This is a genomic window from Nocardioides hwasunensis (genome assembly GCF_014779665.1).
GTDB lineage: Bacteria > Actinomycetota > Actinomycetes > Propionibacteriales > Nocardioidaceae > Nocardioides > Nocardioides hwasunensis.
The window spans coordinates 62,360-87,248 of record NZ_JACXYY010000007.1 but is presented as its reverse complement, the minus strand read 5'-3'; the positions used below and the strand labels follow the sequence as shown (position 1 = coordinate 87,248).

The window sequence follows — 24,889 nt, the reverse complement described above, 5'->3', positions numbered from 1 at the left end:
CTGGTGGACCAGCTCCCGGACCACGTCCCGGACCAGCCGCTGGGCAGGCGCGAGGCGCCGACCCGCACCGACGGCGTCGCCGCCGCCATGTCCGAGGTCCTCGGAGGTCCGGTCGGGGAGCACTCGGCGGGGCACCGGTGGTGGAGCCCGCAGCGTGCGCTGCTCGGCGCGACCGCTGCCGTGCTGGCCGCCGGCATGGTGAGCAAGTCCGCCTGCGTGCCGTCGGGCTGGTCCCGCGACCACCAGCCCTATGCCCAGCTGTGCTGGAGCGACCTCGCCGGGACCTCGGTCGATGCCGCCACCCCGCCGCACGTCGCGACCTGGCTGCAGCGCCTCACCGACCTCTTCCCGGGGTCGGGCACCGTGGCCACGACCGCCGGCCTGGGCGTCCTGCTCGGCCTCCTCGCCCTGCTCGCCACGTGCCTCCTGGTCCGCGTCGACGACCGCCGGCCCTGGGCGGCGGCGGGTTGGGCGATGAGCCCGGTCCTGCTCGTCCACTGGCTCTCGTGGGACCTGGTCGCCGCGGTCGGGGTCGCCGTGCTGCTGTGGGGCTGGACGTCGGGGCGCGGCTGGCTGGCCGGGATCGGTGCCGGGGTCGGTGCGGCCTTCGCGCTGCCGGTCGCCCTCGCCTTCGTCGGCGTCGTGGCCGTCGGCGGACGGATGCGCGACCGCTTCGACGCGGTGCTGGCCGCGGCAGCGGCGTACGTCGTCGTGACCCTCCCGGGGCGCGGGTCGGTCGACGATCCCGACATCGGGTCGGTCTGGCTGCTGCTCCAGCAGGCCGGGCTGCGGTGGTCGCCCTCGACGCGCACGGTCGCCCAGCTGCTGGTGCTCGCCTCGGCCTGCGCGGTGAGCTGGTGGCTGGTCCGGCGGGCGGGCCGTCCGAGCGTGATCACGTGTGCCCGCGCCGGGCTGGTGCTGCTGGCCGCGGCCCTCGTCGTCGCGCCGTCGGTGCCACCCGAGCACGACCTCCTGCTGCTGCCGCTGGCCGCGATCGCCGTACGACGCTGGCGCGACCTGCTCGTGTGGCAGGGCCTGGCGCTGCTCAGCTGGGCGATCACCGGGTGGTTCGTCGGCCTGGCGCTCGAGCCGACCATCCCGGGCGACGCCCGCGCTTCCTGGCTGGCCGTCGCGCTGCGGCTGGCCGGGGTCCTCTGGCTGGTGGTCGCGGTCCTCCGCGACGCCGCCTCAGCCGACGACCACGCGGTCGACGTCGGTCGCGGTGAACCGCACCCGGACGTCGATGTCCTCGCCGACGCGCGGGACGCGCGCGCCTGAGGGGACGAACAGCATCGAGGCCTGCATGTGCGGGGGCTCGGCGAAGAGGCGCTGCTTGCCGTCGATGGAGAACGGTGAGCGCACGAAGCCGACCGCGTCGAGGCCTCCCCGTGCGAGAGTCGCGGCCCGGGCCTTCAGCGACTGGTCGCCCGTCGGGGCCTCGAGCCCGATCCCGTGGGCGGTGCCGCCACTGACGACGACGATGTGCCCGCTCTTGGGCACGCTGCGACCGCGGTAGCCGAAGGTGTCGCCCCTCTCGACGGCATGGACGTCGAGCACGGTCGCGGTGACCCGGAGGGCACCCCGGTCGCCGAGCCACAGGTCGGTGCCCATGCGCGGGCGCACCGTGAAGTCCGGGTAGGTGGTGGCCAGCCGCTCGAGCTCGCTGCGGGTCAGGTGCGAGACGAAGACCGTGCGGGTCGGCAGGCCGGAGGCGACCACCTCGTTGATCAGCCGGCTCACCTCGCCGAGGTGGGAGGTGGTGTTGAGGGGCAGGTGCATCGCTACCCCGCGCAGGCCGCTGCGGCCCCGTCCGACGATCTCGGCCGCTGCCGTGAGCTCGCGGCGGGTCATGCCGTGCCGCAGCATGGAGGTGAGCTGCTCGAGCACGAAGCGGGCGTCGGGATCCCGCTCGCGCAGGGCGGCCAGGTCCTCGGGCCGGCTGACGGTGTGGACGACGCGCGTGGCAGTGCGCTCGTCGATCTCGAGGGCGGCACCGAACGGGCGCCACGGGGTGAGCACGAGCAGGTCCCCGGCATATCGGGTGGCGGCCTCGCCGAGCTCGTCGTAGGTGCCGACGGCCAGGGTGTCGAGGCTGGCACCGGTCTCGGGTGCCCGGTCGGCGAGCCACTGGGCGCGACGCGCGAGGCGCCCGACGCCGAGGCCGTAGCCGTTGCCCTTGGCGACCGGGACGATCCCCGGGTGCGCACGCACGGTCGTCAGGAGGTGGCTGCGCCACCGGTCGCCGTCCACGGAGAGGGTGAGGCTCATCGGATCGTCACCCCCGCCGCGCCAGGTAGAGCTGGAACGCCTTGTAGATCGCCCGGTTGACCGGCAGGTCCCACTCGCCGGCGTGCTCCACGGCCTGTCCACCGGTGCCGACCTTGAACTGGATGAGCCCGACGTGGGAGTCCTCGGCATCGAGGGTCTCGGTGATGCCGCGCAGGTCGTAGACGTGGGCGCCGGCCGCCATCGCGTGGCGGACCATCGCCCACTGCACGGCGTTGGAGCCGCGCACGTCGCGCTTCTCGGTCGACGAGGCGCCGTAGGAGTACCAGGCGTGGGTGCCGACCCGGATCGCGATCGTGGCGGCGACCAGGTCGCTCTCGTGACGGGCCAGCCACAGCTGGATCCGGTCCGGGTCCTCCGCGGCCAGGGCGTCGTACATCGTCTGGAAGTAGGACAGTGGCCGCGGCGTGAAGTGGTCGCGCTCGGCGGTGTGGACGTACAGGTCGTGGAACGCCTTGAGGTCGGCGCGCTCGCCGCGGGTGACCTCGACGCCGGCCTTGTCGGCCTTCTTGATGTTGCGGCGCCACAGCTGGTTCATGCCCGACAGCACGTCGGCCTCGGTGCGGGGCGCGCCGTCCTCGTCGACCAGCGGGACCTGGAAGTTGAACTGCGGCTGACCGGCCGTGAAGCCACCCTCGGCCGACTGCTGCTGCCATCCCAGCTCGAGGAGCTGGGCGATCACCCCGGCGCCCTCGCGGGTGCGCTCGAGGGGAGGTACGTCGCCGAGGCGCCGCACCGACGGGTCGGCGATGCCGGCCTTGACCTGCTCGGCCGACCAGCGTCGGGTCACCACGGGCGGGCCCATCCGGACGGCGAAGGCGCCCTGCCTCCTCAGGTGGGCGACCATCGGTGCCAGCCAGGCCTCGAGGTCGTCGCCGGACCAGTCGATCACCGGTCCCTCGGGGAGGTAGGCGAGGTAGCGCCTGACCTTGGGCAGCTGGCGGTAGAGCACCAGTCCGGCGCCGACGAGCTCGCCGTCTCGGACCCACCCGATCGACTCGGCCCTCCACTCGGCCTTCACGCTGGCCCAGCCGGGGGTCTGCAGGAAGCTGGCGGACGACCGGCCGGCGATGAAGTCGCGGTGCTCCTGCGCGGAGATCGGGCGGAGCGTCAGGGGGGTCGTCACCCACGCCACGGTACAAGGGACCAGACACGACCCCCGTGCGTGTCTGGTCCCTTCACGGGTACAGACGCACCAGGTCCGTGTTTGGTTGCCTCGCGTCAGGACTTTCTTGGCAGCTCCTTCAGAGGCGCTCGCGGAGCCAGGCGAAGTCGGCGAGGTGCTCGGCCGCGCCGCCCGGGGTCTCGCAGATGACCGGAGCGCCGGCCTCGCGCACGATCCCGGCGAACTCGTCGGCGGGCAGGTGTCCCTGCCCGAAGCTGGTGTGGCGGTCGGCGCCGGAGTCGAAGTCGTCGCGGGAGTCGTTGGCGTGCACCAGGTCGATGCGGCCGGTGATCTGGCGGATCTTCTCGACCGCGTCGCCGAGCGCGATGCCTCCCGCCCAGGCGTGGCAGGTGTCGAGGCAGAAGCCGACCTGGTCCGATCCCTCGGCCGACGAGATGGCCTCCCACACCCCGGCGATGCGGTCGAGGCGGCGGGCCATGGCGTTGTCGCCACCGGCGGTGTTCTCGATGAGCAGCGGGACCTTGATATCGGTCGCCTCGATGGCCTTGCGCCAGTTGTCGAACCCGACGGCCGGGTCGTCGTCCTTGTTGACGTGGCCGCCGTGGACGATCAGTCCCTTCGCGCCGATCTCGGCCGCTGCGTCCATGTGCTGCTGGAGCAGCTTGCGGCTGGGGATCCGGATGCGGTTGTTGGTCGTGGCGACGTTGACGATGTAGGGGGCGTGGACGTAGAGGTCGACCCCGGCCTCGTCGGCGGCCGCCCGCAGCGCGGCCGCACCGCCCTCGAAGCGGACCTCGGGTCCCTGGTAGCCCTGCGGGTCGCCGAGGAAGAACTGCACCAGCGACGTCTCCCGCGCCACCGCCTCGGCGATCGGGTCGGTCTGCTCGACGTGGGCGCCGATGGCCGGGGAGGGAGAGGCGGGGGAGGTCGCGGTGCTCATGGCCTCCACCCTAGGAGCAGGCACAGACACGCGACGACGACCGTCACCAGGCCGACGACGGCGGCCCACCCGCCCCAGTCGACGGCCCGGTCGGCGCCCCGGTCGCGCGCCCTGCTGCGAGGCGTGCGCCGAGCCGGCGGCGGCGGTCCGAGGCGGTCGGGCACGCGTGGGCCCTCGGGCGCCGGCAGCGGCAGCCGGCGCAGCAGCCGCAGGGCCGCGTCCGCGGTGGCCAGCCGCTGCGCGGGGTCCTCGACCAGCAGCCGCTCGACGAGCGGCCGCAACGGGTGGGACGGGACCTCCCGCTGGCGCGACGGAGGCAGTCCGGTCACCATCTGCAGCGCCACCCGGCCCACGGCGTACAGGTCCTGCGTGGGCTCCGGGAGCGCGCCCCGCGCCTGCTCGGGAGCCATGTAGCCGTCGGTGCCGATGGCACCCGGCACCGTGGTGAACCGGCGGTCCGCGACCGGCGCGGCCACCCCGAAGTCACCGATCCGCAGGTGCGGCGGGCCGTCCCCGGTGGCCTCGAGCAGCAGGTTGGCGGGCTTGACGTCGCGGTGGACGAGCCCCGCGCCGTGCACGGCCGCCAGGCCGAGGAGCAGCTGCTCGAGCAGCAGGCCGGCCGTCCCGGCGTCGAGCGGACCGTGCTCGCGCACCAGGTCGGCCACCGAGCCCCCCGACACCAGGTCCATCGCGAGGACCACGAGGTCGTCCTCCGCGGCCCAGCCGTGAGGTGCCACGACGTGCGGGTGACGCACCCGGATCGCTTGCTCGCGCACGAACCGCGCCAGCACCGCCGCGCCGTGCTGGCCGAGCACCTTCACCGCGACGTGGCGGCGGGTGCGGACGTCATAGGCCCGCCAGACCGAGCCCATGCCGCCGGACCCGACCTGGTCGAGCAGCCGGTAGCGCCCCGCCACGACGGTGGCGGTCCGCCTGGTGGCTCCCGATCGCACCCGGCGACGCTAGCCCGGCGGGTGCCGGGCGCGCCGACGCCGTCCACAGGCCTCGGCCGGGCCGCGGTCAGGCGCAGATGACGGAGGGGTCGTAGAGCTTGATGTCGCCGTGGTCGGTCGAACTGCCGAAGGGGAAACACCCATGTCTGACGCCACGCCCGGAGCCGAGCCCACGCCGGAGCCCACCCCGGAGTCCAAGAAGCCGGCCGGACCCGACTACGGCGCCCAGGCCAGCCGTGCCGCCGAGACGCTCAAGGCGGGCAACCCGCTCGACCTCGGCATCATCGGCGCCGGCGTCGTGGCGCTTCTCGCCTCGTTGATGCCCTACTACACCGTCTCGATCAAGTTCATGGGTGTCTCCAGCGGCGGCTCGGGCAACGCCTGGGACGGCGGCTTCTTCGGGTGGTTCGGTGCCCTGCTCGCGCTGGCGGGGGCCGGCGTCCTGGTCGCGAAGATCCTGGGCGTCACCCTGCCCGTTCCCGTGCGCCTGACGGTGCTGGGGCTCTTCGGCGGCGCCCTGCTCTGCACCCTTGTCGCGTTCTTCGTCTTCCCCGGCGGCGGGTGCGACGACCTCGGCATCACCGGGGTGTGCGACGGCATCGACCAGGGCCACGGCATCGGCTTCTGGCTCGCCCTGCTCGCCACCATCGCCGGCACCGCGCTGTCGTACCTGCGCCGCTCGGCCGACTGAGACGCTCGCTCGTCGCTGGAGTCTCCGGATATCCGGTGACTCCCCCGCTTCGTACCCGAGATCTGGGGCGCGAAGCGGGAGACTCGGGTGCACAGCTCCGCTCGACGCGCGGACGAGCCCGGGACGGCGTACGACGATTCCGGCACGCGCTCGCGTCGCTGGTAACCTCTCCCGGTTGCCTCCGGGCGACCTGCAGCACCCGCGGCGCGCGAATCGATCGCTCGCCGCATACGCACAGTCCTCCTGCCACGGAAAGCCCGTGGCCGCTCTAGCCCAGAGGAGGTGGAGACCGCTATGCGTGCCTATGAAGTGATGGTCATCCTCGACCCGAGTCTCGACGAGCGCACGGTCGAGCCGTCGCTCGACAAGTACCTCAACGTGATCCGCAAGGACGGTGGCTCGATCGAGTCGCTCGACGTGTGGGGTCGTCGTCGGATGGCCTACGAGATCAAGAAGAACGCCGAGGGCATCTACGCCGTCGTCAACCTGACGGCCACGCCCGAGACGGTCAAGGAGTTCGACCGCCAGCTCACGCTGAACGAGTCGATCCTGCGCACGAAGGTCATGCGTCCCGACGCCCACTGATCGCCCTCGCGGGCATCTGTGGAGAGAACCTTCCAGCTGTCGGTCGCTGCCTGTTTGATGGGTGGCACACCGGGAGCAACCCGGATCATTCGGCACAGCAGCAGGACATTCTGAGGAGACCCTGACATGGCAGGCGAGACCACCATCACCGTGATCGGCAACCTCGTCGACGACCCGGAGCTGCGCTTCACCCCCTCGGGGGCACCCGTGGCCAACTTCCGGATCGCGTCGACGCCGCGCACCTTCGACCGTCAGACCAACGAGTGGAAGGACGGGGACACGCTGTTCCTCTCCTGCGCGGTGTGGCGTCAGGCTGCGGAGAACGTCGCCGAGTCCCTCCAGCGGGGCATGCGCGTGATCGTCCAGGGTCGCCTCAAGTCACGCCAGTACGAGACCCGCGAGGGTGAGAAGCGCACCGTCTTCGAGATCGACGTCGAGGAGGTCGGCCCGTCGCTGCGCTCCGCATCGGCCAAGGTCACCAAGACGACCCGGTCCGGCGGCGGTGGCGGCTACTCCGGCGGCGGCGGTGGCTACTCGGGCGGTGGCGGTGGCGGGCAGCAGTCCGCTCCGGCCGACGACCCGTGGGCCAGCCCCGCGCCCGCGCAGGGTGGCGGCAGCTGGGGCGGCCAGTCCCAGGGTGGTCAGCCCCAGGGTGGCCAGTCGCAAGGTGGCGGTCAGTCCGCGCCGCCCAACGACCCGTGGGCCACGCCCGGGGTCAACGGCGGCAACGACGAGCCGCCCTTCTGAGCCGCTGATCCAGAAGACCAGCAACACATTCATTCCATTCCGTCCCTGATTGCCTTCAGGGCCGGGCTCACTGAAAGGGAGCACCACAATGGCCAAGGCAATTCTGCGCAAGCCCAAGAAGAAGGTTTGCCAGTTCTGCAAGGAGAAGGCGACCGGTGTCGACTACAAGGACACCACGCTCCTCCGCAAGTTCATCTCCGACCGTGGCAAGATCCGCGCCCGTCGCGTGACCGGCAACTGCGTCCAGCACCAGCGCGACGTGGCCATCGCCGTCAAGAACGCGCGCGAGCTGGCTCTGCTGCCCTACACGTCCACCGGTCGCTGAGAGGAGCACGGAACATGAAGCTCATCCTGACCCAGGAGGTCGACGGCCTCGGTGCCCCCGGCGACGTGGTCGAGGTCAAGGACGGCTACGGCCGCAACTACCTCGTCCCCCGCGGTCTCGGCATCAAGTGGAGCCGCGGCGGCGAGAAGACCATCGAGTCGATCAAGTCCGCCCGGGCCTCCCGCGCGGCTCGCGACGAGAGCCACGCCGCAGAGATCAAGACCAAGCTCGAGGCCAACGCGGTCAACGTGAAGGTCCGCGCCGGTGAGGCCGGTCGCCTGTTCGGCGCCGTCACCACCGCGGAGATCGCCGACGCGATCACCGAGATCTCGGGCGAGAAGGTCGACCGCCGCACGATCGTCGTGGTCAACCCGATCAAGACGCTCGGCGCCCACGAGGTGTCGATCAAGCTGCACGACGAGGTGTCCGCCACGGTGGCCCTCAACGTCGTCCCGGCCTGATCGCGCCCGACGTCTGAGTCGGACGGCCCGCCCCTCCTCGGAGGTGGCGGGCCGTTCGTCGTCTGCGGGACGTGGTTCCTACTGGGTGGGCTCGTCGCACAGGGCAGGTGGCTCGGACCCGCCCGCGTGGTACTCGTAGTCGGTGTCCTCGACGCGGAGCGTGATGCGGGACCCGTCGACGAGTGCCTGGGTGTACATCTCCCCGGGCTCGGCGCACCCACGGCTGCCGTCGCGCCAGGTGACCTGCTCGACCGAGACCACCTCGACGTCGCCGGTGTCGACGTCGAGCGAGGCAGCCAGGTCCGCCACGGCGCGGGTGGTCTCCTCGGAGCCCTCACCGGGCGCCGGACTGCTGCTCGCCGGGGTCTGCTGCACGGCCGACTCGTCCGGGGTGCTCGGGCGGTCAGCGCCTCCGGCGCACGCCGTCACGGACAGGAGGGTGGCAGCGAGGACGAGGCAGGGTCGAAGGGCGCTCATGGTCGGTGTGACGGGGCCGGCCGCGTCTACGTTCCGGCGTACGACCGCAGGTGGCGGGCCGGAGCCTGGGACCGCTCGTGTCCTGCGGCGCGGTGCGCCGGCGGGAACCGGTTGGGCCGGGCGACGACCGCATCGACCACCACGGGCTTGCTGCCGAGCGACTCGATGACGATCCGGCCGGTGCGCATCCCGGAGTAGCGGTCGATCACCACGATCTGCGTCATCGCCGTCCGGGGGCCGGCGAGGTCGACGACGTGCCAGGCCCGCTTGCCCACGCGCACCCGCACCTTGCCCGACCCCGGGCTGGTCGCGGCCATCAGCCGGAGCTCACCGACCCGGGTGCGCGGCAGCACGATCCGGGCGCCGCGCGTGGTGGCGCGCAGGGCGTCGCCGCGGAAGTGGCCCGGGTCGCGCACCTTCGTCCAGCCCTTCGCGCGCGCGATGTTGCGCGGCACGAAGAACTCGATCGGCTCGGACCAGGCGCTCGCGTTGCCGGCGGCGTCGACGGCGCGGGCGGTGAAGGAGTGCCGGCCGGCCCGGGCGCCGGTGAGCTGCCACGTGCCGGGAGAGCAGCTGACCGGACGCTCGTTGTCGGCGCACTCGAAGGTGGCGCCCGGCTCGTTGCTGTTGAGCCGGATCGGCACTGCGTCGCCCGTCACGACCGGCTGCGTCGGGGTGAGCTGGTCGTAGGACGTGCCGGTCACGAACACGAACGGCGCCTTCGTGTCCTGCCCCCAGGAGAACGCGGCAGGGGTGGCGTCGTGGTCGGGGGTGTCCGCGACCGTGCCCGGCCCGAGCGGGGCGTCGGGGTTGATCGCCCGGTCGCCGAGGTCGACGGCGCGCGCCTCGAAGACGTACGCGTGCGGCGCGGCGTCGGGCAGCCCGGCGACGGTCACGGTGTCGGGGCAGGCCTGCCAGTCGTAGGCCGCCGGCGTTCCGGTCAGCCGACACTCGAAGCCGAACGGGCCCGCATCATCGTCGGTGACGACGTGGCCGAGGGTAAAGGTGATCGTGTCGGTGGTGACGAGACCGGCGGCGTGGGGCGCCACGCTGGCGGTCAGGGTGGTGTCGGGAGGCGTCGAGTCGTCGCACCCGTCCTGGATCAGCGACGGAGGCGTCTCGTCGAGGCACCCGGGCGCGGCGGCCGCCGGCGCAGCGGCGGCGACCGGCCCCAGACCGGCGGCGGCCAGGGCGACCAGGGCGCCGAGCGCCCACCTCGGTCCGGTGCGTGGTCGTGCGTGGTGCGTGCTCATCGGCCCTCCCGAGGCGTGACGTCGTGCTCAGGAGGCTCAACGAGCGAGCGTGGCTCCGGTCACCATCCAGCGCTCGCTGCGGGCGCGATGGACCAGGAGCGCGCCTCGCGCCCCCATGAAGACGAAGGCCATCGCGACCCAGACCGCGACCAGCCCGTGGGGGAGCGTGGCGGCCCAGAGCGCGGCGGGGGCGTACGCCGCCAGCACCACGAGCCCGGCCCAGGCGAGGTAGGTGCCGTCTCCCGCGCCGATGAGGACGCCGTCGAGCACGAACACGACCCCTGCGAGGGGCTGGCCGAGGGCCGCCACGAGCAGGACGGGGACGAGCAGGGAGCGCACCTCCGGGTCGGTGGTGAACAGTGCGCCGATGACGGGGGAGACGGCCGCCAGCGCGGCTCCGGCGACGATCCCGCTGCCCCACCCCCACTGCACCATACGCCGGGTGAGTCGTCGGGTCCCGTCGATGTCGCCGCTGCCCAGGGCTCGCCCGGTCAGGGCCTGGGCGGCGATCGCGATGGCGTCGAGGGCGAAGGCGAGGAAGCTCCACAGCGTGATCGCGATCTGGTGGGTGGCGATGGTGACGTCGGTGCCCTCGGTGGCGACGCGGGTCACGGCGTAGGTCCCGACGAGCAGGCACGCGCGCAGGGCCAGGGTGCGGACGACGAGGGCGACGGCGGCGTGCGCCGCCGCGCGGATGCCGCTCGGGTCGGGGGACAGCGGCGCGTCGTGCGCGCGGGCGGCCCGCACGACGACGGCGACCAGCCAGACGGCCGAGAGCACCTGCGCGATCACCGACCCGATCGCCGAGCCGGCGATGCCGATGCCGAGGCCGTAGACGAGGACGACGTTGAGCACGATGTTGAGGCCGTTGCCGGCGACGGCGACGTAGAGAGGCGTACGCGTGTCCTGCAGGCCGCGGAGCACGCCGGTCGCGGCGAGCATGACGAGCAGTGGCGTGGTGCCGAGGAAGGCGATGGCGAGGTAGGTCTCGGCGTGGTCGGCGACCTCGGCGCCGGTGTCGAAGACCCCGACGAGCGACGGGGTGAGCACCACACCGCCGATCGTGGCGATCGTCCCGATGAGGACGGCGAGCCAGACCCCGTCGACGCCCTGGGCGAGGGCCGCGCGGGTGTCACCTGCGCCGAGGTGCCGGGCGACGCTGGCGGTGGTGCCGTAGGCGAGGAAGACGCACAGGCCGACCACGGTCTGGAGGACCACCGCGGCCACGCCGAGCCCGGCGAGCTCGGGGGTGCCGAGGTGGCCGACGATGGCGGCGTCGGAGAGCAGGAACATCGGCTCGGCGACCAGCGCGAGGAACGCCGGGACCGCCAGGCGCAGGATCTCGCGGTCGACCGGCTTCACACCGCCCACCCTAGGAACGAGCGCCGACACGACGTCGGGCGCGTCCTACCAAGGACCCGATCCCGCTGTCCATGGACCGATCGGATCAACCTGTGAATGGTGGTGTGGATGAGCAGGCCGTGTCGACGATCACGGCCGCGTGTCGACAAAGCAACCGGCAACTTCCAGATGTCGGACAGGTGAACGAGATTTGCGATGACGAAGTTCTCTCCACAGTGTGTGCACGACGTTGTCGCAGGTCAGACGGCCTTTGCCGCGGCTCGTCCGAATCCTGTCCACAGGTTGCTCCACGCTGTGTACAGGTCCGCGAGCGTGTCGTCCACGAGAGTGCCCAGCTTGTCCACAAGGCCTGTGGATAACTCGTCCTCGTCGGCTTCCCAGACACCCCGCGCACCACGTACGGTCTCGCGCGGACAGCACACGGACGTCGGTCGGGATGTCACTGGGGATGTCGGTGCGACTGCCGGTGGGAATGTCGGTGGTCGTCCCTAGTCTCGTGGCCAGCGGGTCGCGGACGCACAGAGAGTGAGGAGCGTGGCGTGAGCGTCGCTTTCGAGGGGGACACCGACGAGGCGTGGGGCGACGGCCCCGCGGCCTACGAGCCCGGCGAGTCGCCGCGCTCGGCCGGCGACCGCACGCCTCCCCAGGACAACGCGGCAGAGCAGAGCGTGCTCGGATCGATGCTGCTGTCCAAGGACGCCATCGCCGACGTCGTCGACGTGATCAAGGGCGTCGACTACTACCGGCCCGCCCACGAGGTGATCCACGACGCGGTCATCGACCTCTACGGCCGGGGTGAGCCGGCCGACCCGATCACGGTGGCCGCGGAGCTGCAGAAGCGCGGCGAGCTGCAGCGCATCGGCGGCGCCCCCTACCTCCACACGCTCTCGGCCAACGTGCCGATCGCAGCCAATGCGGGCTACTACGCCGAGATCGTGCGCGACAAGGCGATCCTGCGGCGCCTGGTCGAGGCCGGCACCCGCATCGCGCAGCTCGGCTACGCCGGCGAGGGCCAGATCGACGACGTGGTCGACCACGCCCAGGCAGAGGTCTACAAGGTCACCGACCGCCGCGCGGCGGTCGACTACGCGCCGCTGAGCGACATCATGAGCGGAGTCCTCGACGAGATCGAGGCCATCGGCAACCGCGAGGCGGGCCTCTACGGCGTGCCCACGGGGTTCGCCGACCTCGACGACCTCACCAACGGCCTGCACTCCGGCCAGATGATCATCGTCGCGGCTCGCCCGGCCATGGGGAAGTCGACCCTCGCCCTCGACTTCTGCCGGGCGGCGTCGATCCACAACAACCTGACCAGCTGCTTCTTCAGCCTGGAGATGACGCGCTCGGAGATCATGATGCGCCTGCTCTCCGCGGAGGCGAAGGTGCCGCTCAACCACATCCGCAACGGCACGATGCGCGACGACGACTGGGAGAAGCTCGCCCGCAAGATGGGTCAGGTCTCCGGCGCGCCGATGTTCATCGACGACAGCCCCAACATGACGATGATGGAGATCCGCGCCAAGGCACGGCGGCTCAAGCAGCGCCACGACCTCAAGCTCATCGTCATCGACTACATGCAGCTGATGAGCTCGGGCAAGAAGGTCGAGTCCCGTCAGCTCGAGGTCTCGGAGTTCTCCCGCAACATCAAGCTCCTCGCCAAGGAGCTCGAGCTGCCGATCATCGCGCTCTCGCAGCTCAACCGTGGTCCCGAGCAGCGCGGCGACAAGCGCCCGATGATGAGCGACCTGCGCGAGTCGGGTTCGCTCGAGCAGGACGCCGACATGGTCATCCTGCTCCACCGCGACGATGTCTACGAGAAGGAGTCGACCCGCCCCGGCGAGGCCGACCTCATCGTGGCCAAGCACCGCAACGGCCCCACCCGTGACCTCACCGTCGCCTTCCAGGGTCACTACTCCCGCTTCGTGGACATGGCCCAGGGCTGAGCCGGCCGCCGACGACACCTCGCCGGATGAGATCGCACGCGTACGTCCGTCACCGCGACTTCCTCGACACGCCCGGCTGACACCCGGTCTCCCGACGACCGTGGCCGGGGTGCCGACCGACGACCGCGTCCTACGAGGAGACGAGGACGGAGTGGAGCGGGTACGGGTCGCACCGGGCCGGTGCGGCACATCGCCAGCCGCGGGCGGTGGACGCCCCGACGAGGCGCCACACCTAGGGTTCGTGCCGTGCCGTTCACCCTCGTCCACCCGGCCGCGGTCCTCCCGCTGTCGCGGGGCCCCCTGGTCGCGTCGGCCCTCGTGTGCGGGGCGATGGCGCCGGACCTGCCCTACTACGTCTCCCTCCAGTGGATCGGGGGCGACTACAACCTCACCCTCACCCACGACTCCACCTCGCTGCTGTGGCTGGACCCGGCGATCGGGCTGGTGCTGTTCGCGGTGTTCCACGCCCTGGTGCGCCGACCGACGCTGGCGCTGCTTCCGCGGGCGGCGGCTGCGCGGATGCGCTGGACGCACCTGCGTGGTGCGCGCTCGCTGCCGGCCCTCGCCTGCTGGGTGGTCGTGTCGCTCGTGATCGGCGCCGCGACGCACCTGGCCTGGGACGCGCTCACCGACGCCCTCGGCTATGCCCACTCGCGCGAGCTCAACCTCCTCAGCGACGCGGTGGGAGTGCTCGCGATCGCCGTCTGGGCCCGGGGCTGGTGGCGTACGAAGACGCCCGGGCCGGTGCCGCCGGGCGCGCTGCTCCCGCCACGGACCCGCGCCGCGATCCTGGCCGTGTCCGTCCTGGTGACGCTCGTGTGGAGCCTGGGTCGGGCGTGGGTCGTCGCGGCCCAGGCCTCCGAGGATCTCCGCTCCTACGGCGGGTGGAGCCGCTCGGCCGTCGCCGAGTACGCCGCGCGCGAGCTGGTCGCCCAGGCCGGTGTGTCGCTCGGTGTGCTGTTGGTGGCGTACGCCGTCGTCTGGCAGGTCGCGCGGCTGCTCCGGAACCGGGCCGCGGACGTCACGGCCGGCGGCTGAGCGACGTGGGCTCAGGTCGGCGACGGCAGGGCCGTGCCGACCGCCAGCTCGGCGTAGGAGTGCATCAGGCGGCGTAGGAGTGCATCAGGCGCAGGGCGGTGGGGCGGCCGCGCCGTCGTCAACGTGCTCCTGCTCAGCAGCCTCTTCGCCTGCGTGCAGTCCTTCCACAACGTCATGGCGCGCTACCAGTTCGTCCTCGCCGGCCGGGGCCCGCTGCCGCGCCGGCTTGCCACGGTCCACCCCGCCCACCACTCACCGTCGACGTCCTCGGAGGTGCAGTCCGTCACGGCGCTGTTCGTCACCGGAGGCAGCACGGCGCTGAGCACGGGGCTGGCCGCCGTGCCCGTCGCGGCCCTGCTGGCCGGCTGGGCCCTCGGGCGTCCCCGGCGCACCACCCCCGTCGCTCCCGCGGAGTGACCCCCGACGCGGTCGCGGCGCTGAACCACCCCCGGCGGCGCCGCGACCGCACACCAGCACCGAGGGTGGCGGCACACGACATCCGGCTGCCTCGAGTCGATGTCGTACGCCGCCAGGGTCGTGGGAGGGCCGGGGCGCGGGCGGTGCGTCCTGGTGGGCGCGAGAGGATCGCCGCATGAGCACGGTGTTCCTCGGGCCGCTGACCGCGAGCGAGTCGGGCGAGCTGGCCGTCGCGCACGCACTGCTGCGGCGGGCCTCACAGGGAGCGATCCGGGCGGCCGTGCACCTCTACCGGCCCGCTGCTCCGGCCGTGGTCTTCGGTCGCCGCGACACCCGCCTGCCCGGGTACGCCGCCGCGGTGCAGGCGGCGCAGGACGCGGGGTTCGACACCGCGGTCCGCGCCGTCGGGGGGCGGGTCGTCGCCTACACCGGCAACGCGCTGGTCCTCGACGTCGTACGCCACGAGCCACAGGCGGTCGGCGCCATGGACCGGCGCTTCCAGGCCTACGGCGAGCTCATGGCCGGCGCCCTCGGCGGTCTCGGGATCGAGGCCGGTGTGGGGCCGGTGCCGGGCGAGTACTGCCCGGGCGCCCACAGCGTCAACGCCCGCGGCGTCGTCAAGCTGGTCGGCACCGCCCAGCGGGTCGTGAAGGACGCCTGGCTGTTCAGCTCGCTGCTCGTGGTGGACGACGCGCCGCGGCTGCGGGAGGTGCTCACCGACGTGCACGCCCACCTCGAGCTGCCCTTCGACGCCTCCTCGGTCGGCTCCGTGCGCGAGGAGGACCCCGACGTCGCGACGAACGACGTGCACACCGCCGTCGCCCGCGCATGGGGCATCGACGGTGCCACCCCGGCCGAGCTCGACGAGGGGACCCGCGACCTCGCGCTCGACCTCGAGCCCGGCCAGCGCGCCACGCCGGGCTGACGGACTACCCCCCGGGACAGCCGTTCGCCACTGGACTACCCAGACGGCAGTAGGCCCAACGCGCGGCCGAGCGGCGTGCTCAGCCACCGGGCGTACGTCGTGGTGACGTGGCCCTCGTCGCGCTGGGGGACCATGTCCTTGATGACCGCAGGGCACTTGCCGTCGTCGCAGAACCACTGCCGCGTCGGCACGACGTCGACGCCGGCGTCCTCGGCCTTCTCGATGCTCAGCCGCGCGATCGCGTCGGCCCGGTTCGTGGTTCCGCTGAGGCAGGTGCCGAGGTCGGAGTCGCGCTCGGGCAGGCAGCGCTCGGGGGACAGGCGCCGGCGCGGCACGTCCTCGAGCAGGACGACACGACCGGCGATCGGGGCGAGGTCGTCGAAGAGCCGGGCGAAGCCGTCGCCGAGCTCGGCCACCACGCCGTCGGTGTCGCGGACGACCTCGCCGTCGACCTCGACGTTGGGAGTGCCCGAGGTCGACACGATGACGAGATCGGGAGCGAGCTCGCGCATCTGGTCCTCGGCCCAGGCGTTGAAGTCGAGGCAGCCCTGCCACGGCGAGTCCTGCCCGCCACGCACCATCTGCACGCGGACGGGCGTGCACTGCGACTTCACGAGGTAGTAGGCCTTCCAGCCGGCCTTCTCCGTGATCTTGTCGAGCGCGGGGATCCAGTGCCGGCCGTGGGAGTTGCCCAGCACCACCAGCGTCTTGTCGCCGTCGGGGTCGCCCCGCAGGCAGAGCTTCTTCGGCGTGCCGACGTATTCACACTCGCCCAGGTCGGCCCGGTCCTCCTTCAGCTCGGTGAGCGCGGGGCGCAGGTCGCTCGGGATCGCGCGGCCCGCGACGGCGGCGCGCACCGAGGCCTGCACGAGGGCGACCGCCGGGTCGTCGGACAGCTTGGAGCCGTCGATGCCGGTGTCGTAGTCGGTCACCGCGATGGCTTCCTCGTCGCCCGTGAGCTGGCGGTCGACGAGGTGGGTCGCGGCGAGGCAGCAGACCACGGCGACGGACACCGCCGCCGGGTAGAGCAGCATCCCGCGCGGCCGCGGCCTCGACCCGCCGGACGTGCCCACCTTGCGGAACGGCGTCTCGACGAAGCGGTACGACGCCCACGTCATGACGACCGTGACCGTGAGCGCGACCGCGAGGTCGAGCGTCGTCAGCTCGCGCTGCAGCCGCTGCTCGGCGATGACGAGGACCGGCCAGTGCCACAGGTAGAGGGAGTAGGAGGCGTCACCGATGACCCGCAGCGGGCGCACCCCGAGCGCGCGCTGGGCGAGCGGCAGCGGGGTGTCGTCCAGGCCGGTGCCGGCGAGGATCACCAGGCAGGTGCCGACCACCGGCATCAGCGCCAGCAAGCCCGGGAACGGCGAGTCGGTGGTGATGGTGAACATCGCGACCACGATCAGCCCGAGCCCGCCGACCGCGACGAGGTTGCGCAGCAGCGGCGTGAGCCGACGTGCCAGCCAGGGCGCCGCGAGCGCGAGGAGCGAGCCGGCGCCGAACTCCCACACCCGGGTGAACGTCGAGAAGTAGGCGCTCTCCGGCGAGGCGGTGGAGGCGTGCACCGACCAGGCGAGGCTCACCGCCGTCGCCAGGGCCAGCACGACCACGATGCCGGTGGTGCGGGCGCGGGTCTCGTCCGCGACCCGACCTGCTCGTCGGCGGGCCAGGCGTACGGCGACCACGACCGCGACCAGCAGCGCCACCGGCATCACCAGGTAGAACTGCTCCTCGACCGACAGCGACCAGAAGTGCTGCAGCGGCGAGGGTGCGTCGGACTGGGTGAAGTAGTCGGTCTCCTCGATCGCGAACCGGATGTTCGCGCCGAACAGGGCAGCCCACACGCCGTCCACGGCTGCGTCGCGGGCGTCCAGCGGGTGCAGCCACAGGTAGGACGCCACGACGGTGCCGGTGATCGCGACCGTCGCGGCGGGCAGGATGCGGCGCGCTCGGCGGACGTAGAAGGCGACGAGGTCGATCGAGCCGGACCTGGCCACCTCGCGCAGCAGCAGGGTCGTGATCAAGAACCCGGAGAGCACGAAGAACACGTCGAGCGTGACGAAGCCGCCCGGGTAGGGCGCCAGGCCGGCGTGGAAGACCAGGATCCCCAGCACCGCCAGGGCACGCATGCCCTGGATGTCGTCGCGGAAACCACGGCGGGCGACCGTCGTCGGGTCGGTCCGGTGGGTGGGTGCGGGGGGCACAGGGAACCTCGGGGACGTCGTGCAGGTCCGGGTCACCCTAGCCACGGCGTGGGTGTGCCTCCGATTCGTGGGTGACCACCCGGGCATGGGACCAGGCCGGGCGACGGATCACACATGTGAACCGAAGACCGCCAGACCCCATACAGATGGTCTGTGTTCCGAGATGTGGAATCACGTTCGACAATGTGAACTCAGGAGCGTAATCTCCGACCGCGTCTGTGGCATGCGTCACAGCCCGTTCTCGCAAGGAGCATCGCCGTGACCCAGCCCGCCGCCACCCGCCTGCGCCGCGTCGCCCGCCGCACCTCGACGGTGGTGGTCTCACTCGCCCTCGGCGTCGTCGGCGCTCTCGCGGTCTCCCAGCCGGCATCGGCGGCGGTGAGCTTCCCGCTGGTCCTCGAGGTGGAGTCCGGCGTCACGGCGGGTGGCCCGGCCCTGAACTCCGGTGAGCACGGCAACTTCTCCGGCACCGGGTCCTACACCTTCCGCGAGGCCGGGATGCGCTCGACGATGCAGGTCAACGGCGTGACGGCCGCCCAGGCCGGCACCTATCCCGTCTGGATCCGCTACGCCGCCGGCGTGCTGTCCCCGGCCGAGCCCGAGCCCCGCACCATGGGCCTGATCACCAACGGCGCGCGACAGCAGGTGCAGTTCCCCTCGACGGGCGACTGGGAGACGTGGCGGTTCGTGCGTGCTGCCGACATCACCCTCGTGGCGGGCGACAACACGATCGCCGTCGACTGTGCGCGCGCCACCTCCGGGACGAACCAGGAGACCTGCCGCCTCAACTTCGACGCGGTGCAGATCGGCGGCACCGCTCCCGACCTCTGCGCGGCGACCCCGACGGCGCCGGGTGCCGCCGCGCTCTTCGACGGCACGTTCGCCTCCTTCGACCAGTGGCGCAAGGCCGGCGGTGGCGGGTTCGGCCGGCAGGCCGACTGCACGCTGCGCGGCTTCCGCGGCGCCGGCACCACCTGGACCAGCGTCTCGCCGGCGCAGATGGCCGGCCCCTACACGCTGCGCGCCGACTGGCGCCGGGGCACGTCCGAGGCCTCGTCGAGCATCTACGTCGGCTCGACCAGCAACAACGCAGCCACCCCGACCGGTGGCTACCAGGTCATGATCGGCGCCGACGACAGCGCCACGGTGCGCTCCGGCGCCTTCTCGCAGGCCGCGGACGCGACGGCGCTCGCCACGGCGGTCAAGCCCGCCGGCCAGTGGAACCGCTTCGCCGTCCAGGTGACGCCGCAGCGGATCCGGGTCCTGCTCAACGACACGGTGGTCAACACCGTCGACCGCGCGGCCGCCATGGGTGGGTTCGTCGGCCTCGAGAACCGCACCGCCGCGCCCCAGGTCGACTTCCGCGACATCCAGGTCGTGCCGGGCGTCGAGCTCGGGCGTCTCTCCGGACCCGCGCGCCGAGCCACGCTGGCCAACGGCACCACCGCCAACCCTGGAGGCGAGTCCACCCTCGGCCACCTCGTCGCCGACGCCCAGCGCTGGGCCACCCGCACGTCCACGGCCGGCACCGCCCGCATCGCGCTGGCCAGCCCCACCGCGCTGCAGAGCGACCTCGCGCCCGCCGGCACCTCGGTGACCTACGCCGAGGCGGCGAGCGTGGTGGCCGCCGAGGGCCTGGTCAACATGCGCCTCACCGGCGCGCAGCTCAAGACCGTCCTCGAGCAGCAGTGGCAGCGCGCAGGCACCAGCGGTCCCGCCCCGACCCGCACGTTCGTGCGTCTCGGCGCGTCGGCCGGGTTCACCTGGACCCAGGACGCCACCCGCCCGCTGGACGACCGGATCACCGGCATGTGGCTCGACGGCGTCGCCATCGTGCCGACCGGCACCTACTCCGTCACCGCGGGCGCGTCGCTGGCCGCCGGTGGCGACAACTTCCACGAGCTCGCGAAGGGCACCGGGCGCCGTACGCCCGAGGGCACCACGGTCTCCGCGCTCACCGCCTACCTCGGCGACCGGTCGGCCGCCGCGGTGCTCGCGGTCCCGCGCGCCCAGGCCGCGGTCGACGTCCACGTGCCCGGCGGCGCGCCGACCTCCTACGTCGCCGGCACGACGTACGCCGTCGACCTGGCCTCCTGGTCCTACTCCGCGGCCTCCGACCCGGTCGACTCCGCAGTCACGGTGACGGTCGGCCGACGATCGATCGGCTCCTTCCCGGTCGACAACACCCGCGCCGACGACCCGAGCGACCTGCACGGCCGGGTCACGGTCCGCGCCACCTTGCCGGTCGACCTGGCCGCCGGGCGGACGACCGTGCGGATCGTCGGCGACACCACCGGCACCACGGTCCAGCAGCCGATCGTGGTCACTGCGGCGCCCGTCGCGCCGACACCGGACCCCACGCCGAGCCCGACGCCGGACCCCACGCCGGGCCCGACCCCCGCCCCGCCGGTCGTGACCGCGCCCTACCTCCCGCCGTCCCAGGCGGCGCCGACGAAGGCCGCGTCGCGGCTGAAGGTCAAGGTCCGCCCGGGCAAGGTCCTCGCCCGCAAGACCAGGGCGCGCCTCGTCGTCTCGGTCGCCACCTCCGGCGCCGGCTCGTCTGCCAGGCCGACCGGCAAGGTCAGGGTGAGGGTCGGCACGAAGACCGTCACCCGCACCCTGCGACGGGGCAAGGTCACCCTCCGGCTCCCGGTCTTCCGAGAGGCCGGCACCAGCAAGGTCACCATCCGCTACGTCGGTGACGCGAGCACGCTCTCGGTGTCGCGCACGATGAGGATCCGAGCCGTCGCCCGCTGATCGGTCGGGTTCGTCAGGCGTGGCTCAGCCGGGCCCGGGACCGTCGGGGTGAGCCTGGTCCCAGGCGCGCGAGAGCCGCTGCGGGACGACCATCCGCCACGCATCCACGACGAGCTCGCGGGCTTCGAGCGCGTCGAGCTCGGCGAGGGTCGCGTGCACCCAGTTGAAGCGCAGGTCGGAGGGATCGGGCAGCTGGAACCGGGGGTCGCTCGCGACCAGAGCGGCACGCTCCTCCTTCGGGAAGGCGAAACCCATCACGGTCTCGTGCGGCGAGAAGGCGACGTAGACGATCGAGCCGACCCGGAACTTGCGCCGGCCCTGCACCCGCACGACGTACGAGCGGTCCAGGGAGGACCCGAGCGGCAACACGTCGTCGACCACGGCCACGGGCGCCTCCTTCCCTCGTCTGGATTATGCGCCGACCGGGGTGACCGGTCACCCGCCGCGGGGTGAGGCGTGGCGTCACCGGGCGTCATAACGTCGGTCGTCCGGAGACGAGGAGGCGACGGATGGGCCACCAGCCCCCGCAGGACGTGCAGCAGGCGGCGCAGCGAGCGATGCGCTGGATCGAGGACGGGAAGGCAGGCAAGGGGTTCACCGACACCGGTCGTCGCCGCGCCTCCCAGCTCGCCGACGGCAAGGAGGTGAGCGACGAGGTGGTGCAGAAGATGCAGGCCTACTTCGCCCGCCACTCCGTCGACAAGGACGCCGAAGGGTTCAAGAACGGCACCGAGGGGTTCCCCTCGCCCGGACGCGTGGCGTGGGACGCCTGGGGTGGCGACCCTGGCGAACGGTGGGTCGGCACGATCGACCTGGACTGACGACCGCATGGTCCACCGACCACCTTCTGGGTGTGTCGACGTGTCCAGGCCCCGTCTACGATCGATGACGCCATGAACAGAGACGACCTCGACGGCAGCGTCCTCACGCTCACCTACACCAGCTCCGCGACCCACCTGATGTCCGTCGGGCAGCTGGTCGAGCTGATCGAGCAGATCCGCCCCAAGAACGCGCGACTGGGTGTCACGGGCCTGCTGCTCTACAGCGGCGGCACGGTGATGCAGACCCTCGAAGGGGATGCGGACGTCGTCGGCGAGCTGCTCGACGTCATCGCCGCCGACCCGCGCCACACCGGCATGCAGGTCGTGGACCGGAGGTACGTCGACGAGCGGGCGTTCTCGACGTGGTCGATGGGCTTCCGCAACGTGAGCAGCCGCGAGGTCGCCGAGCTGCAGGACTTCAGCGCCTTCGCCCGCGAGTCGGTGGGCGAGGACCTCAGCGCCCACGCCGTCGCGGCGTTCGGCCTCCTGGAGACCTTCCGGCTCAACGCCGTCTGAGCGACCCCGCACCCGGCGTGGGCCAGATCACGGCCGGCGTGGTTCGACCCCGCGACCACACCTCCCCTAGGGTTGGCGTCGAAAGGGAGTAGTCCCCAACAGGTGCGTCGACACACTGATCCTCTCCGGGTCCGGCGCATCGGGCCACCAATAGGTGGCGGACGAGACTTTCGACCAGCACCACGACCCTGAAGCTCATGGACGTGCCTGGTCGAAGGCACGTCCCACTCCCCGGGACCATCCTCCGGCCGGGCCGGAGAGGAAACCCCCATGTGGGACGCACTGCTCATCAGCACCGTCGTCATCTTCGTCGCTGAGCTCGGCGACAAGTCACAGCTCATGGCGATGACGTTCGCCACCCGCTACCGGCCGCGTGACGTGCTCATCGGCCTGACGATCGCCACCGCGATCGTGCACCTCGCCTCGGTCGGCATCGGTGCGGCCATCGGCAGCGCCTTCGCCGACTACCAGGGCACGATCAACATCGTCGCCGGCATTGCCTTCCTGGGCTTCGCCGCCTGGACCCTGCGCGGCGACGAGCTCACCGAGGAGGAGGCCGACAAGGCCCGCAAGAGCCAGGGCAAGGCGATCCTGGCCGTCGGCGTGGCGTTCTTCCTCGCCGAGCTCGGCGACAAGACCATGCTCGCGACGATCACCCTGGCCACGCACGAGGGCTGGTTCGGGACCTGGATCGGCTCGACCATCGGCATGGTCGCCGCCGACGCCCTCGCGATCGTGGTCGGCGCGCTGCTCGGTCGCCAGCTGCCCGAGAAGGCCGTGCGCTACTTCGCCACCGCCGCGTTCGTCGTCTTCGGCATCCTGCTGATCTGGCAGGGCGCGACCGCCTGACCGCGATCGCCCGGTCGCCCGGTCCCCCGGTCGCCCGGTCGCCCGGCTCCTTGTATGGACACGTGTCCGAGATGTCGCCCCGGATCGGCCGATCCGAGGGCAATTCCGCGGACACGTGTGGGAGCTCGGGTCGCGGGGTCGTACGTCCGACAACCCGGCGGACACGTGTCCGAGATGTCGCCCCTGACCGCGCAATGCCAGGACAACTCCGCGGACACGTGTCCGAGATGTCGCCCCGGATCAGCAGATCCGAGGACAACTCCGCGGACACGTGTCCACGGCATCCGCGCCCGTGCAGCCCCCGGACCCGGACCCGGCCGGCCCCACCCGCGAGGGCGTACGCCGGTGGGGCGCGGGTCGTAGGGTCGAGACCATGCAGACTCGCACCCTCGGCAACCAGCAGGTGGGGGCCATCGGCCTCGGCCTGATGACCTTCGACCAGACCGGCGCCCAGCCGCGCCAGCAGCTCATCGACACCGTCTCCGCCGCGCTCGAGGCCGGCGTCACCCTCTTCGACACCGCCGACGCCTACGGCCCCGGCGACGAGAAGGGGGCCGGCGCCCAGGGCGAGAACGAGCGACTGATCGTCTCGATCCTCGACGAGCTCGGCGTCCGCGACCAGGTCTTCCTCGCCACCAAGGGCGGCCACGTCCGCACCGACGGCGGCGGGTGGGACACCGACAGCTCGGCCGACCACCTCCGCGCGGCCGTCGACGACAGCCTCCGGCGGATCGGCGTCGACCAGCTCTCGCTGTGGCAGCACCACCGTCCCGACCCGAAGGTGCCCTACGACGAGGTCATCGGCACCATCAAGGAGATCGCCGACAGCGGCAAGGTCGCGCACGTCGGGCTGTCCAACGCGAACCCCGAGCAGATCCGCGCCGCCCACGCGGTGCTGGGCGAGAAGCTGGTCAGCGTGCAGAACCAGTTCAGCCCGAAGTTCCGCTCCAGCAAGCCGGAGATCGACGTCTGCGAGGAGCTCGGCCTGGCCTTCCTCCCGTGGAGCCCGCTCGGTGGCCTGTCCGACGCCAAGGAGCTCGCCCACAAGCACCCCGCCTTCGCCGAGATCGCCGCGGCCCGCGGGGTCAGCGCCCAGCAGGTGGCGCTGGCCTGGGAGCTCGCCCAGTCGCCCGTGGTCATCCCGATCCCCGGCGCCAAGCGGCCCTCCTCGATCACCGACTCCGCGGCGGCGGCAGAGATCGAGCTGAGCGCCGACGAGGTCGAGCGACTCGACGCGAGCTGATCCGATGAGCCGTCCGCTGCCCGTCAGGCTGGTCGACGCCGCCATGGACCGGTCGCTGGTCCTCGGCTACACGACGATCGGCCTGGCGGTGCGGCGCGCGCTGCCGGGCTGGCCGCCCGACCCCCTGCCGCGCTCGCTCGAGGGTCGCCACGTCCTCGTCACCGGCGCCAGCTCCGGGCTGGGCGTCGCAACCGTCGAGGGCCTCGCCGGACTGGGCGCGACCGTGCACATGCTGGTGCGCGACGAGGCCAAGGGAGCCGGGGTCGCCGACCGGCTGTGGGCCGCGCACCCCGGCACCGAGCTGCGGCTCTGGCGCTGCGACGTGGCCGACCTCGACGACGTACGCCGCTTCGCGTCCGACTTCGCGGCCGAGGTCCCTGATCTCCACGCGGTGGTGCACAACGCGGGCGTGATGCCGCCCGAACGGACTGAGTCCCCGCAGGGCCTCGAGCTCAGCATGGCCGTCCACCTCGTCGGTCCGGTCGTGATGACCGAGGCGCTGCGCGGGCCGTTGGCCGGTGGGCGGGTGGTGCTGGTCAGCAGCGGCGGGATGTACGGCCAGCCGCTGCGGGCCGACGACCCGGGTTACACGACCGGCGACTACTCGCCGACGACGTCGTACGCCCGCTCCAAGCGGTGGCAGGTCGAGATGGCACCGGTGCTCGGCGAGCGCTGGGGCGCGGACGGCATCACCGTGGCGACGATGCACCCCGGATGGGCCGACACCCCCGGCGTGCAGGAGTCGCTGCCGACATTCCGCAGGATCACCCGACCGGTGCTGCGCGACGACGCCCAGGGCGCCGACACCAGCGTCTGGCTGGCGGCGGTCGAGCCAGCGCCGCCGACCGGCCGCTTCTGGCACGACCGCGCCGAGCGGCCGACGTCCCTCCTGCCGACGACGCGGGCCAGCGAGGGCGACCGGTCCCGGGCCTGGACGTGGCTCCGGGACGCGGCCGACCTCACCTGA

At 72.4% G+C, this 24,889-nt stretch carries 25 protein-coding genes; 16 read left to right on the top strand and 9 right to left on the bottom strand.

Going from position 1 to position 24,889, the window contains the following annotated elements; translation table 11 throughout:
• The first annotated feature begins 3 nt into the window (after positions 1-3).
• A complete protein-coding gene (locus IEZ25_RS16795; protein WP_191200609.1) occupies positions 4-1,278 on the top strand; it encodes a hypothetical protein in 1,275 nt (424 codons plus the stop codon).
• Here IEZ25_RS16795 and IEZ25_RS16790 read toward each other — a convergent pair.
• From IEZ25_RS16790 to IEZ25_RS16775, 4 genes are all read right to left on the bottom strand, one after another.
• The gene (locus IEZ25_RS16790) at positions 1,189-2,268 is read right to left on the bottom strand and encodes an alanine racemase (RefSeq protein ID WP_191200608.1); all 1,080 of its coding nucleotides are present in this window, start codon (positions 2,266-2,268) and stop codon (positions 1,189-1,191) included. The genes IEZ25_RS16795 and IEZ25_RS16790 overlap by 90 nt on opposite strands.
• A 7-nt stretch (positions 2,269-2,275) precedes the next feature.
• A complete protein-coding gene (locus IEZ25_RS16785) occupies positions 2,276-3,412 on the bottom strand; it encodes a lipid II:glycine glycyltransferase FemX (protein WP_318152286.1) in 1,137 nt (378 codons plus the stop codon).
• Positions 3,413-3,530: 118 nt separating this feature from the next.
• Positions 3,531-4,352, bottom strand: coding sequence for a deoxyribonuclease IV (locus IEZ25_RS16780; RefSeq protein WP_191200607.1), 822 nt, complete (start codon positions 4,350-4,352; stop codon positions 3,531-3,533).
• On the bottom strand, positions 4,349-5,305 hold the full coding sequence (locus IEZ25_RS16775; protein ID WP_191200606.1) for a serine/threonine-protein kinase: 957 nt from the start codon (positions 5,303-5,305) through the stop codon (positions 4,349-4,351). The genes IEZ25_RS16780 and IEZ25_RS16775 overlap by 4 nt, the downstream gene beginning before the upstream one ends.
• A gap of 142 nt (positions 5,306-5,447) precedes the next feature.
• Here IEZ25_RS16775 and IEZ25_RS16770 point away from each other — a divergent pair, with 142 nt between their 5' ends.
• The 5 genes from IEZ25_RS16770 to rplI all read left to right on the top strand — a co-directional run bounded on the left by IEZ25_RS16770 (position 5,448) and on the right by rplI (position 8,114).
• The gene (locus IEZ25_RS16770; RefSeq protein ID WP_191200605.1) at positions 5,448-5,996 is read left to right on the top strand and encodes a hypothetical protein; all 549 of its coding nucleotides are present in this window, start codon (positions 5,448-5,450) and stop codon (positions 5,994-5,996) included.
• A 294-nt stretch (positions 5,997-6,290) separates the two neighbouring features.
• Entirely contained in the window at positions 6,291-6,581 is a 291-nt protein-coding gene (gene rpsF, locus IEZ25_RS16765) for a 30S ribosomal protein S6 (protein ID WP_191200604.1), read from the top strand.
• 126 nt (positions 6,582-6,707) lie between these two features.
• Complete coding sequence (locus IEZ25_RS16760; RefSeq protein WP_191200603.1) at positions 6,708-7,328, top strand: single-stranded DNA-binding protein; 621 nt, start codon at positions 6,708-6,710, stop codon at positions 7,326-7,328.
• Positions 7,329-7,416: 88 nt separating this feature from the next.
• Entirely contained in the window at positions 7,417-7,653 is a 237-nt protein-coding gene (gene rpsR / locus IEZ25_RS16755) for a 30S ribosomal protein S18 (RefSeq protein WP_056603689.1), read from the top strand.
• A gap of 14 nt (positions 7,654-7,667) precedes the next feature.
• Entirely contained in the window at positions 7,668-8,114 is a 447-nt protein-coding gene (gene rplI, locus IEZ25_RS16750; protein WP_191200602.1) for a 50S ribosomal protein L9, read from the top strand.
• Positions 8,115-8,192: 78 nt separating this feature from the next.
• Here rplI and IEZ25_RS16745 read toward each other — a convergent pair whose 3' ends face one another.
• The 3 genes from IEZ25_RS16745 to IEZ25_RS16735 all read right to left on the bottom strand — a co-directional run bounded on the left by IEZ25_RS16745 (position 8,193) and on the right by IEZ25_RS16735 (position 11,206).
• The gene (locus tag IEZ25_RS16745; protein ID WP_191200601.1) at positions 8,193-8,489 is read right to left on the bottom strand and encodes a hypothetical protein; all 297 of its coding nucleotides are present in this window, start codon (positions 8,487-8,489) and stop codon (positions 8,193-8,195) included.
• Between the two features lie 128 nt (positions 8,490-8,617).
• Positions 8,618-9,844, bottom strand: a complete 1,227-nt coding sequence (locus IEZ25_RS16740; protein ID WP_191200600.1) for a hypothetical protein — start codon at positions 9,842-9,844, stop codon at positions 8,618-8,620.
• Between the two features lie 36 nt (positions 9,845-9,880).
• Complete coding sequence (locus IEZ25_RS16735; RefSeq protein ID WP_191200599.1) at positions 9,881-11,206, bottom strand: MATE family efflux transporter; 1,326 nt, start codon at positions 11,204-11,206, stop codon at positions 9,881-9,883.
• Between the two features lie 539 nt (positions 11,207-11,745).
• Here IEZ25_RS16735 and dnaB point away from each other — a divergent pair.
• The 4 genes from dnaB (at position 11,746) to IEZ25_RS16715 (ending at position 15,529) form a co-directional block, all read left to right on the top strand.
• Positions 11,746-13,149, top strand: a complete 1,404-nt coding sequence (gene dnaB, locus IEZ25_RS16730; RefSeq protein WP_191200598.1) for a replicative DNA helicase — start codon at positions 11,746-11,748, stop codon at positions 13,147-13,149.
• Positions 13,150-13,395: 246 nt separating this feature from the next.
• Positions 13,396-14,187, top strand: coding sequence for a DUF4184 family protein (locus tag IEZ25_RS16725; RefSeq protein ID WP_191200597.1), 792 nt, complete (start codon positions 13,396-13,398; stop codon positions 14,185-14,187).
• 123 nt (positions 14,188-14,310) lie between these two features.
• Positions 14,311-14,604 (top strand): hypothetical protein, encoded by a 294-nt coding sequence (locus IEZ25_RS21590; protein WP_224749176.1) that lies wholly within the window; start codon positions 14,311-14,313, stop codon positions 14,602-14,604.
• Positions 14,605-14,779: 175 nt separating this feature from the next.
• Positions 14,780-15,529 (top strand): lipoate--protein ligase family protein, encoded by a 750-nt coding sequence (locus IEZ25_RS16715; RefSeq protein WP_191200596.1) that lies wholly within the window; start codon positions 14,780-14,782, stop codon positions 15,527-15,529.
• 35 nt (positions 15,530-15,564) lie between these two features.
• Here IEZ25_RS16715 and IEZ25_RS16710 read toward each other — a convergent pair whose 3' ends face one another.
• Positions 15,565-17,736: an acyltransferase family protein gene (locus IEZ25_RS16710; RefSeq protein ID WP_191200595.1), complete on the bottom strand. Its 2,172-nt coding sequence runs from the start codon at positions 17,734-17,736 to the stop codon at positions 15,565-15,567.
• Between the two features lie 258 nt (positions 17,737-17,994).
• On the opposite strand from IEZ25_RS16710, the gene IEZ25_RS16705 reads away from it, so the two are divergent.
• The gene (locus tag IEZ25_RS16705; protein WP_191200594.1) at positions 17,995-20,493 is read left to right on the top strand and encodes a 5'-nucleotidase C-terminal domain-containing protein; all 2,499 of its coding nucleotides are present in this window, start codon (positions 17,995-17,997) and stop codon (positions 20,491-20,493) included.
• Positions 20,494-20,517: 24 nt separating this feature from the next.
• Here IEZ25_RS16705 and IEZ25_RS16700 read toward each other — a convergent pair whose 3' ends face one another.
• On the bottom strand, positions 20,518-20,880 hold the full coding sequence (locus IEZ25_RS16700) for an MmcQ/YjbR family DNA-binding protein (RefSeq protein WP_191200593.1): 363 nt from the start codon (positions 20,878-20,880) through the stop codon (positions 20,518-20,520).
• Between the two features lie 122 nt (positions 20,881-21,002).
• Between IEZ25_RS16700 and IEZ25_RS16695 the strand changes: the two genes are divergently transcribed.
• The 5 genes from IEZ25_RS16695 (at position 21,003) to IEZ25_RS16675 (ending at position 24,889) form a co-directional block, all read left to right on the top strand.
• Positions 21,003-21,314, top strand: a complete 312-nt coding sequence (locus IEZ25_RS16695; protein ID WP_191200592.1) for a hypothetical protein — start codon at positions 21,003-21,005, stop codon at positions 21,312-21,314.
• A 72-nt stretch (positions 21,315-21,386) separates the two neighbouring features.
• Positions 21,387-21,830, top strand: coding sequence for a BLUF domain-containing protein (locus IEZ25_RS16690; protein WP_191200591.1), 444 nt, complete (start codon positions 21,387-21,389; stop codon positions 21,828-21,830).
• A 270-nt stretch (positions 21,831-22,100) separates the two neighbouring features.
• Positions 22,101-22,679: a TMEM165/GDT1 family protein gene (locus IEZ25_RS16685; RefSeq protein ID WP_191200590.1), complete on the top strand. Its 579-nt coding sequence runs from the start codon at positions 22,101-22,103 to the stop codon at positions 22,677-22,679.
• Between the two features lie 373 nt (positions 22,680-23,052).
• A complete protein-coding gene (locus IEZ25_RS16680; RefSeq protein ID WP_191200589.1) occupies positions 23,053-23,922 on the top strand; it encodes an aldo/keto reductase in 870 nt (289 codons plus the stop codon).
• 4 nt (positions 23,923-23,926) lie between these two features.
• On the top strand, positions 23,927-24,889 hold the full coding sequence (locus IEZ25_RS16675) for an SDR family NAD(P)-dependent oxidoreductase (RefSeq protein ID WP_191200588.1): 963 nt from the start codon (positions 23,927-23,929) through the stop codon (positions 24,887-24,889).

Excerpts from the sequence above, each read along its gene's own strand:
- IEZ25_RS16760 (WP_191200603.1), top strand. The coding sequence starts at position 6,708 with ATGGCAGGCGAGACCACCATCACCGTGATCGGCAACCTCGTCGACGAC.
- IEZ25_RS16715 (WP_191200596.1), top strand. The coding sequence starts at position 14,780 with ATGAGCACGGTGTTCCTCGGGCCGCTGACCGCGAGCGAGTCGGGCGAG.
- IEZ25_RS16675 (WP_191200588.1), top strand. The coding sequence starts at position 23,927 with ATGAGCCGTCCGCTGCCCGTCAGGCTGGTCGACGCCGCCATGGACCGG.
- IEZ25_RS16695 (WP_191200592.1), top strand. The coding sequence starts at position 21,003 with ATGGGCCACCAGCCCCCGCAGGACGTGCAGCAGGCGGCGCAGCGAGCG.
- rpsF (WP_191200604.1), top strand. The coding sequence starts at position 6,291 with ATGCGTGCCTATGAAGTGATGGTCATCCTCGACCCGAGTCTCGACGAG.
- IEZ25_RS16740 (WP_191200600.1), bottom strand. The coding sequence starts at position 9,844 with ATGAGCACGCACCACGCACGACCACGCACCGGACCGAGGTGGGCGCTC.
- IEZ25_RS16680 (WP_191200589.1), top strand. The coding sequence starts at position 23,053 with ATGCAGACTCGCACCCTCGGCAACCAGCAGGTGGGGGCCATCGGCCTC.
- IEZ25_RS16690 (WP_191200591.1), top strand. The coding sequence starts at position 21,387 with ATGAACAGAGACGACCTCGACGGCAGCGTCCTCACGCTCACCTACACC.
- IEZ25_RS16770 (WP_191200605.1), top strand. The coding sequence starts at position 5,448 with ATGTCTGACGCCACGCCCGGAGCCGAGCCCACGCCGGAGCCCACCCCG.
- rpsR (WP_056603689.1), top strand. The coding sequence starts at position 7,417 with ATGGCCAAGGCAATTCTGCGCAAGCCCAAGAAGAAGGTTTGCCAGTTC.
- IEZ25_RS16790 (WP_191200608.1), bottom strand. The coding sequence starts at position 2,268 with ATGAGCCTCACCCTCTCCGTGGACGGCGACCGGTGGCGCAGCCACCTC.
- rplI (WP_191200602.1), top strand. The coding sequence starts at position 7,668 with ATGAAGCTCATCCTGACCCAGGAGGTCGACGGCCTCGGTGCCCCCGGC.
- IEZ25_RS16780 (WP_191200607.1), bottom strand. The coding sequence starts at position 4,352 with ATGAGCACCGCGACCTCCCCCGCCTCTCCCTCCCCGGCCATCGGCGCC.
- IEZ25_RS16685 (WP_191200590.1), top strand. The coding sequence starts at position 22,101 with ATGTGGGACGCACTGCTCATCAGCACCGTCGTCATCTTCGTCGCTGAG.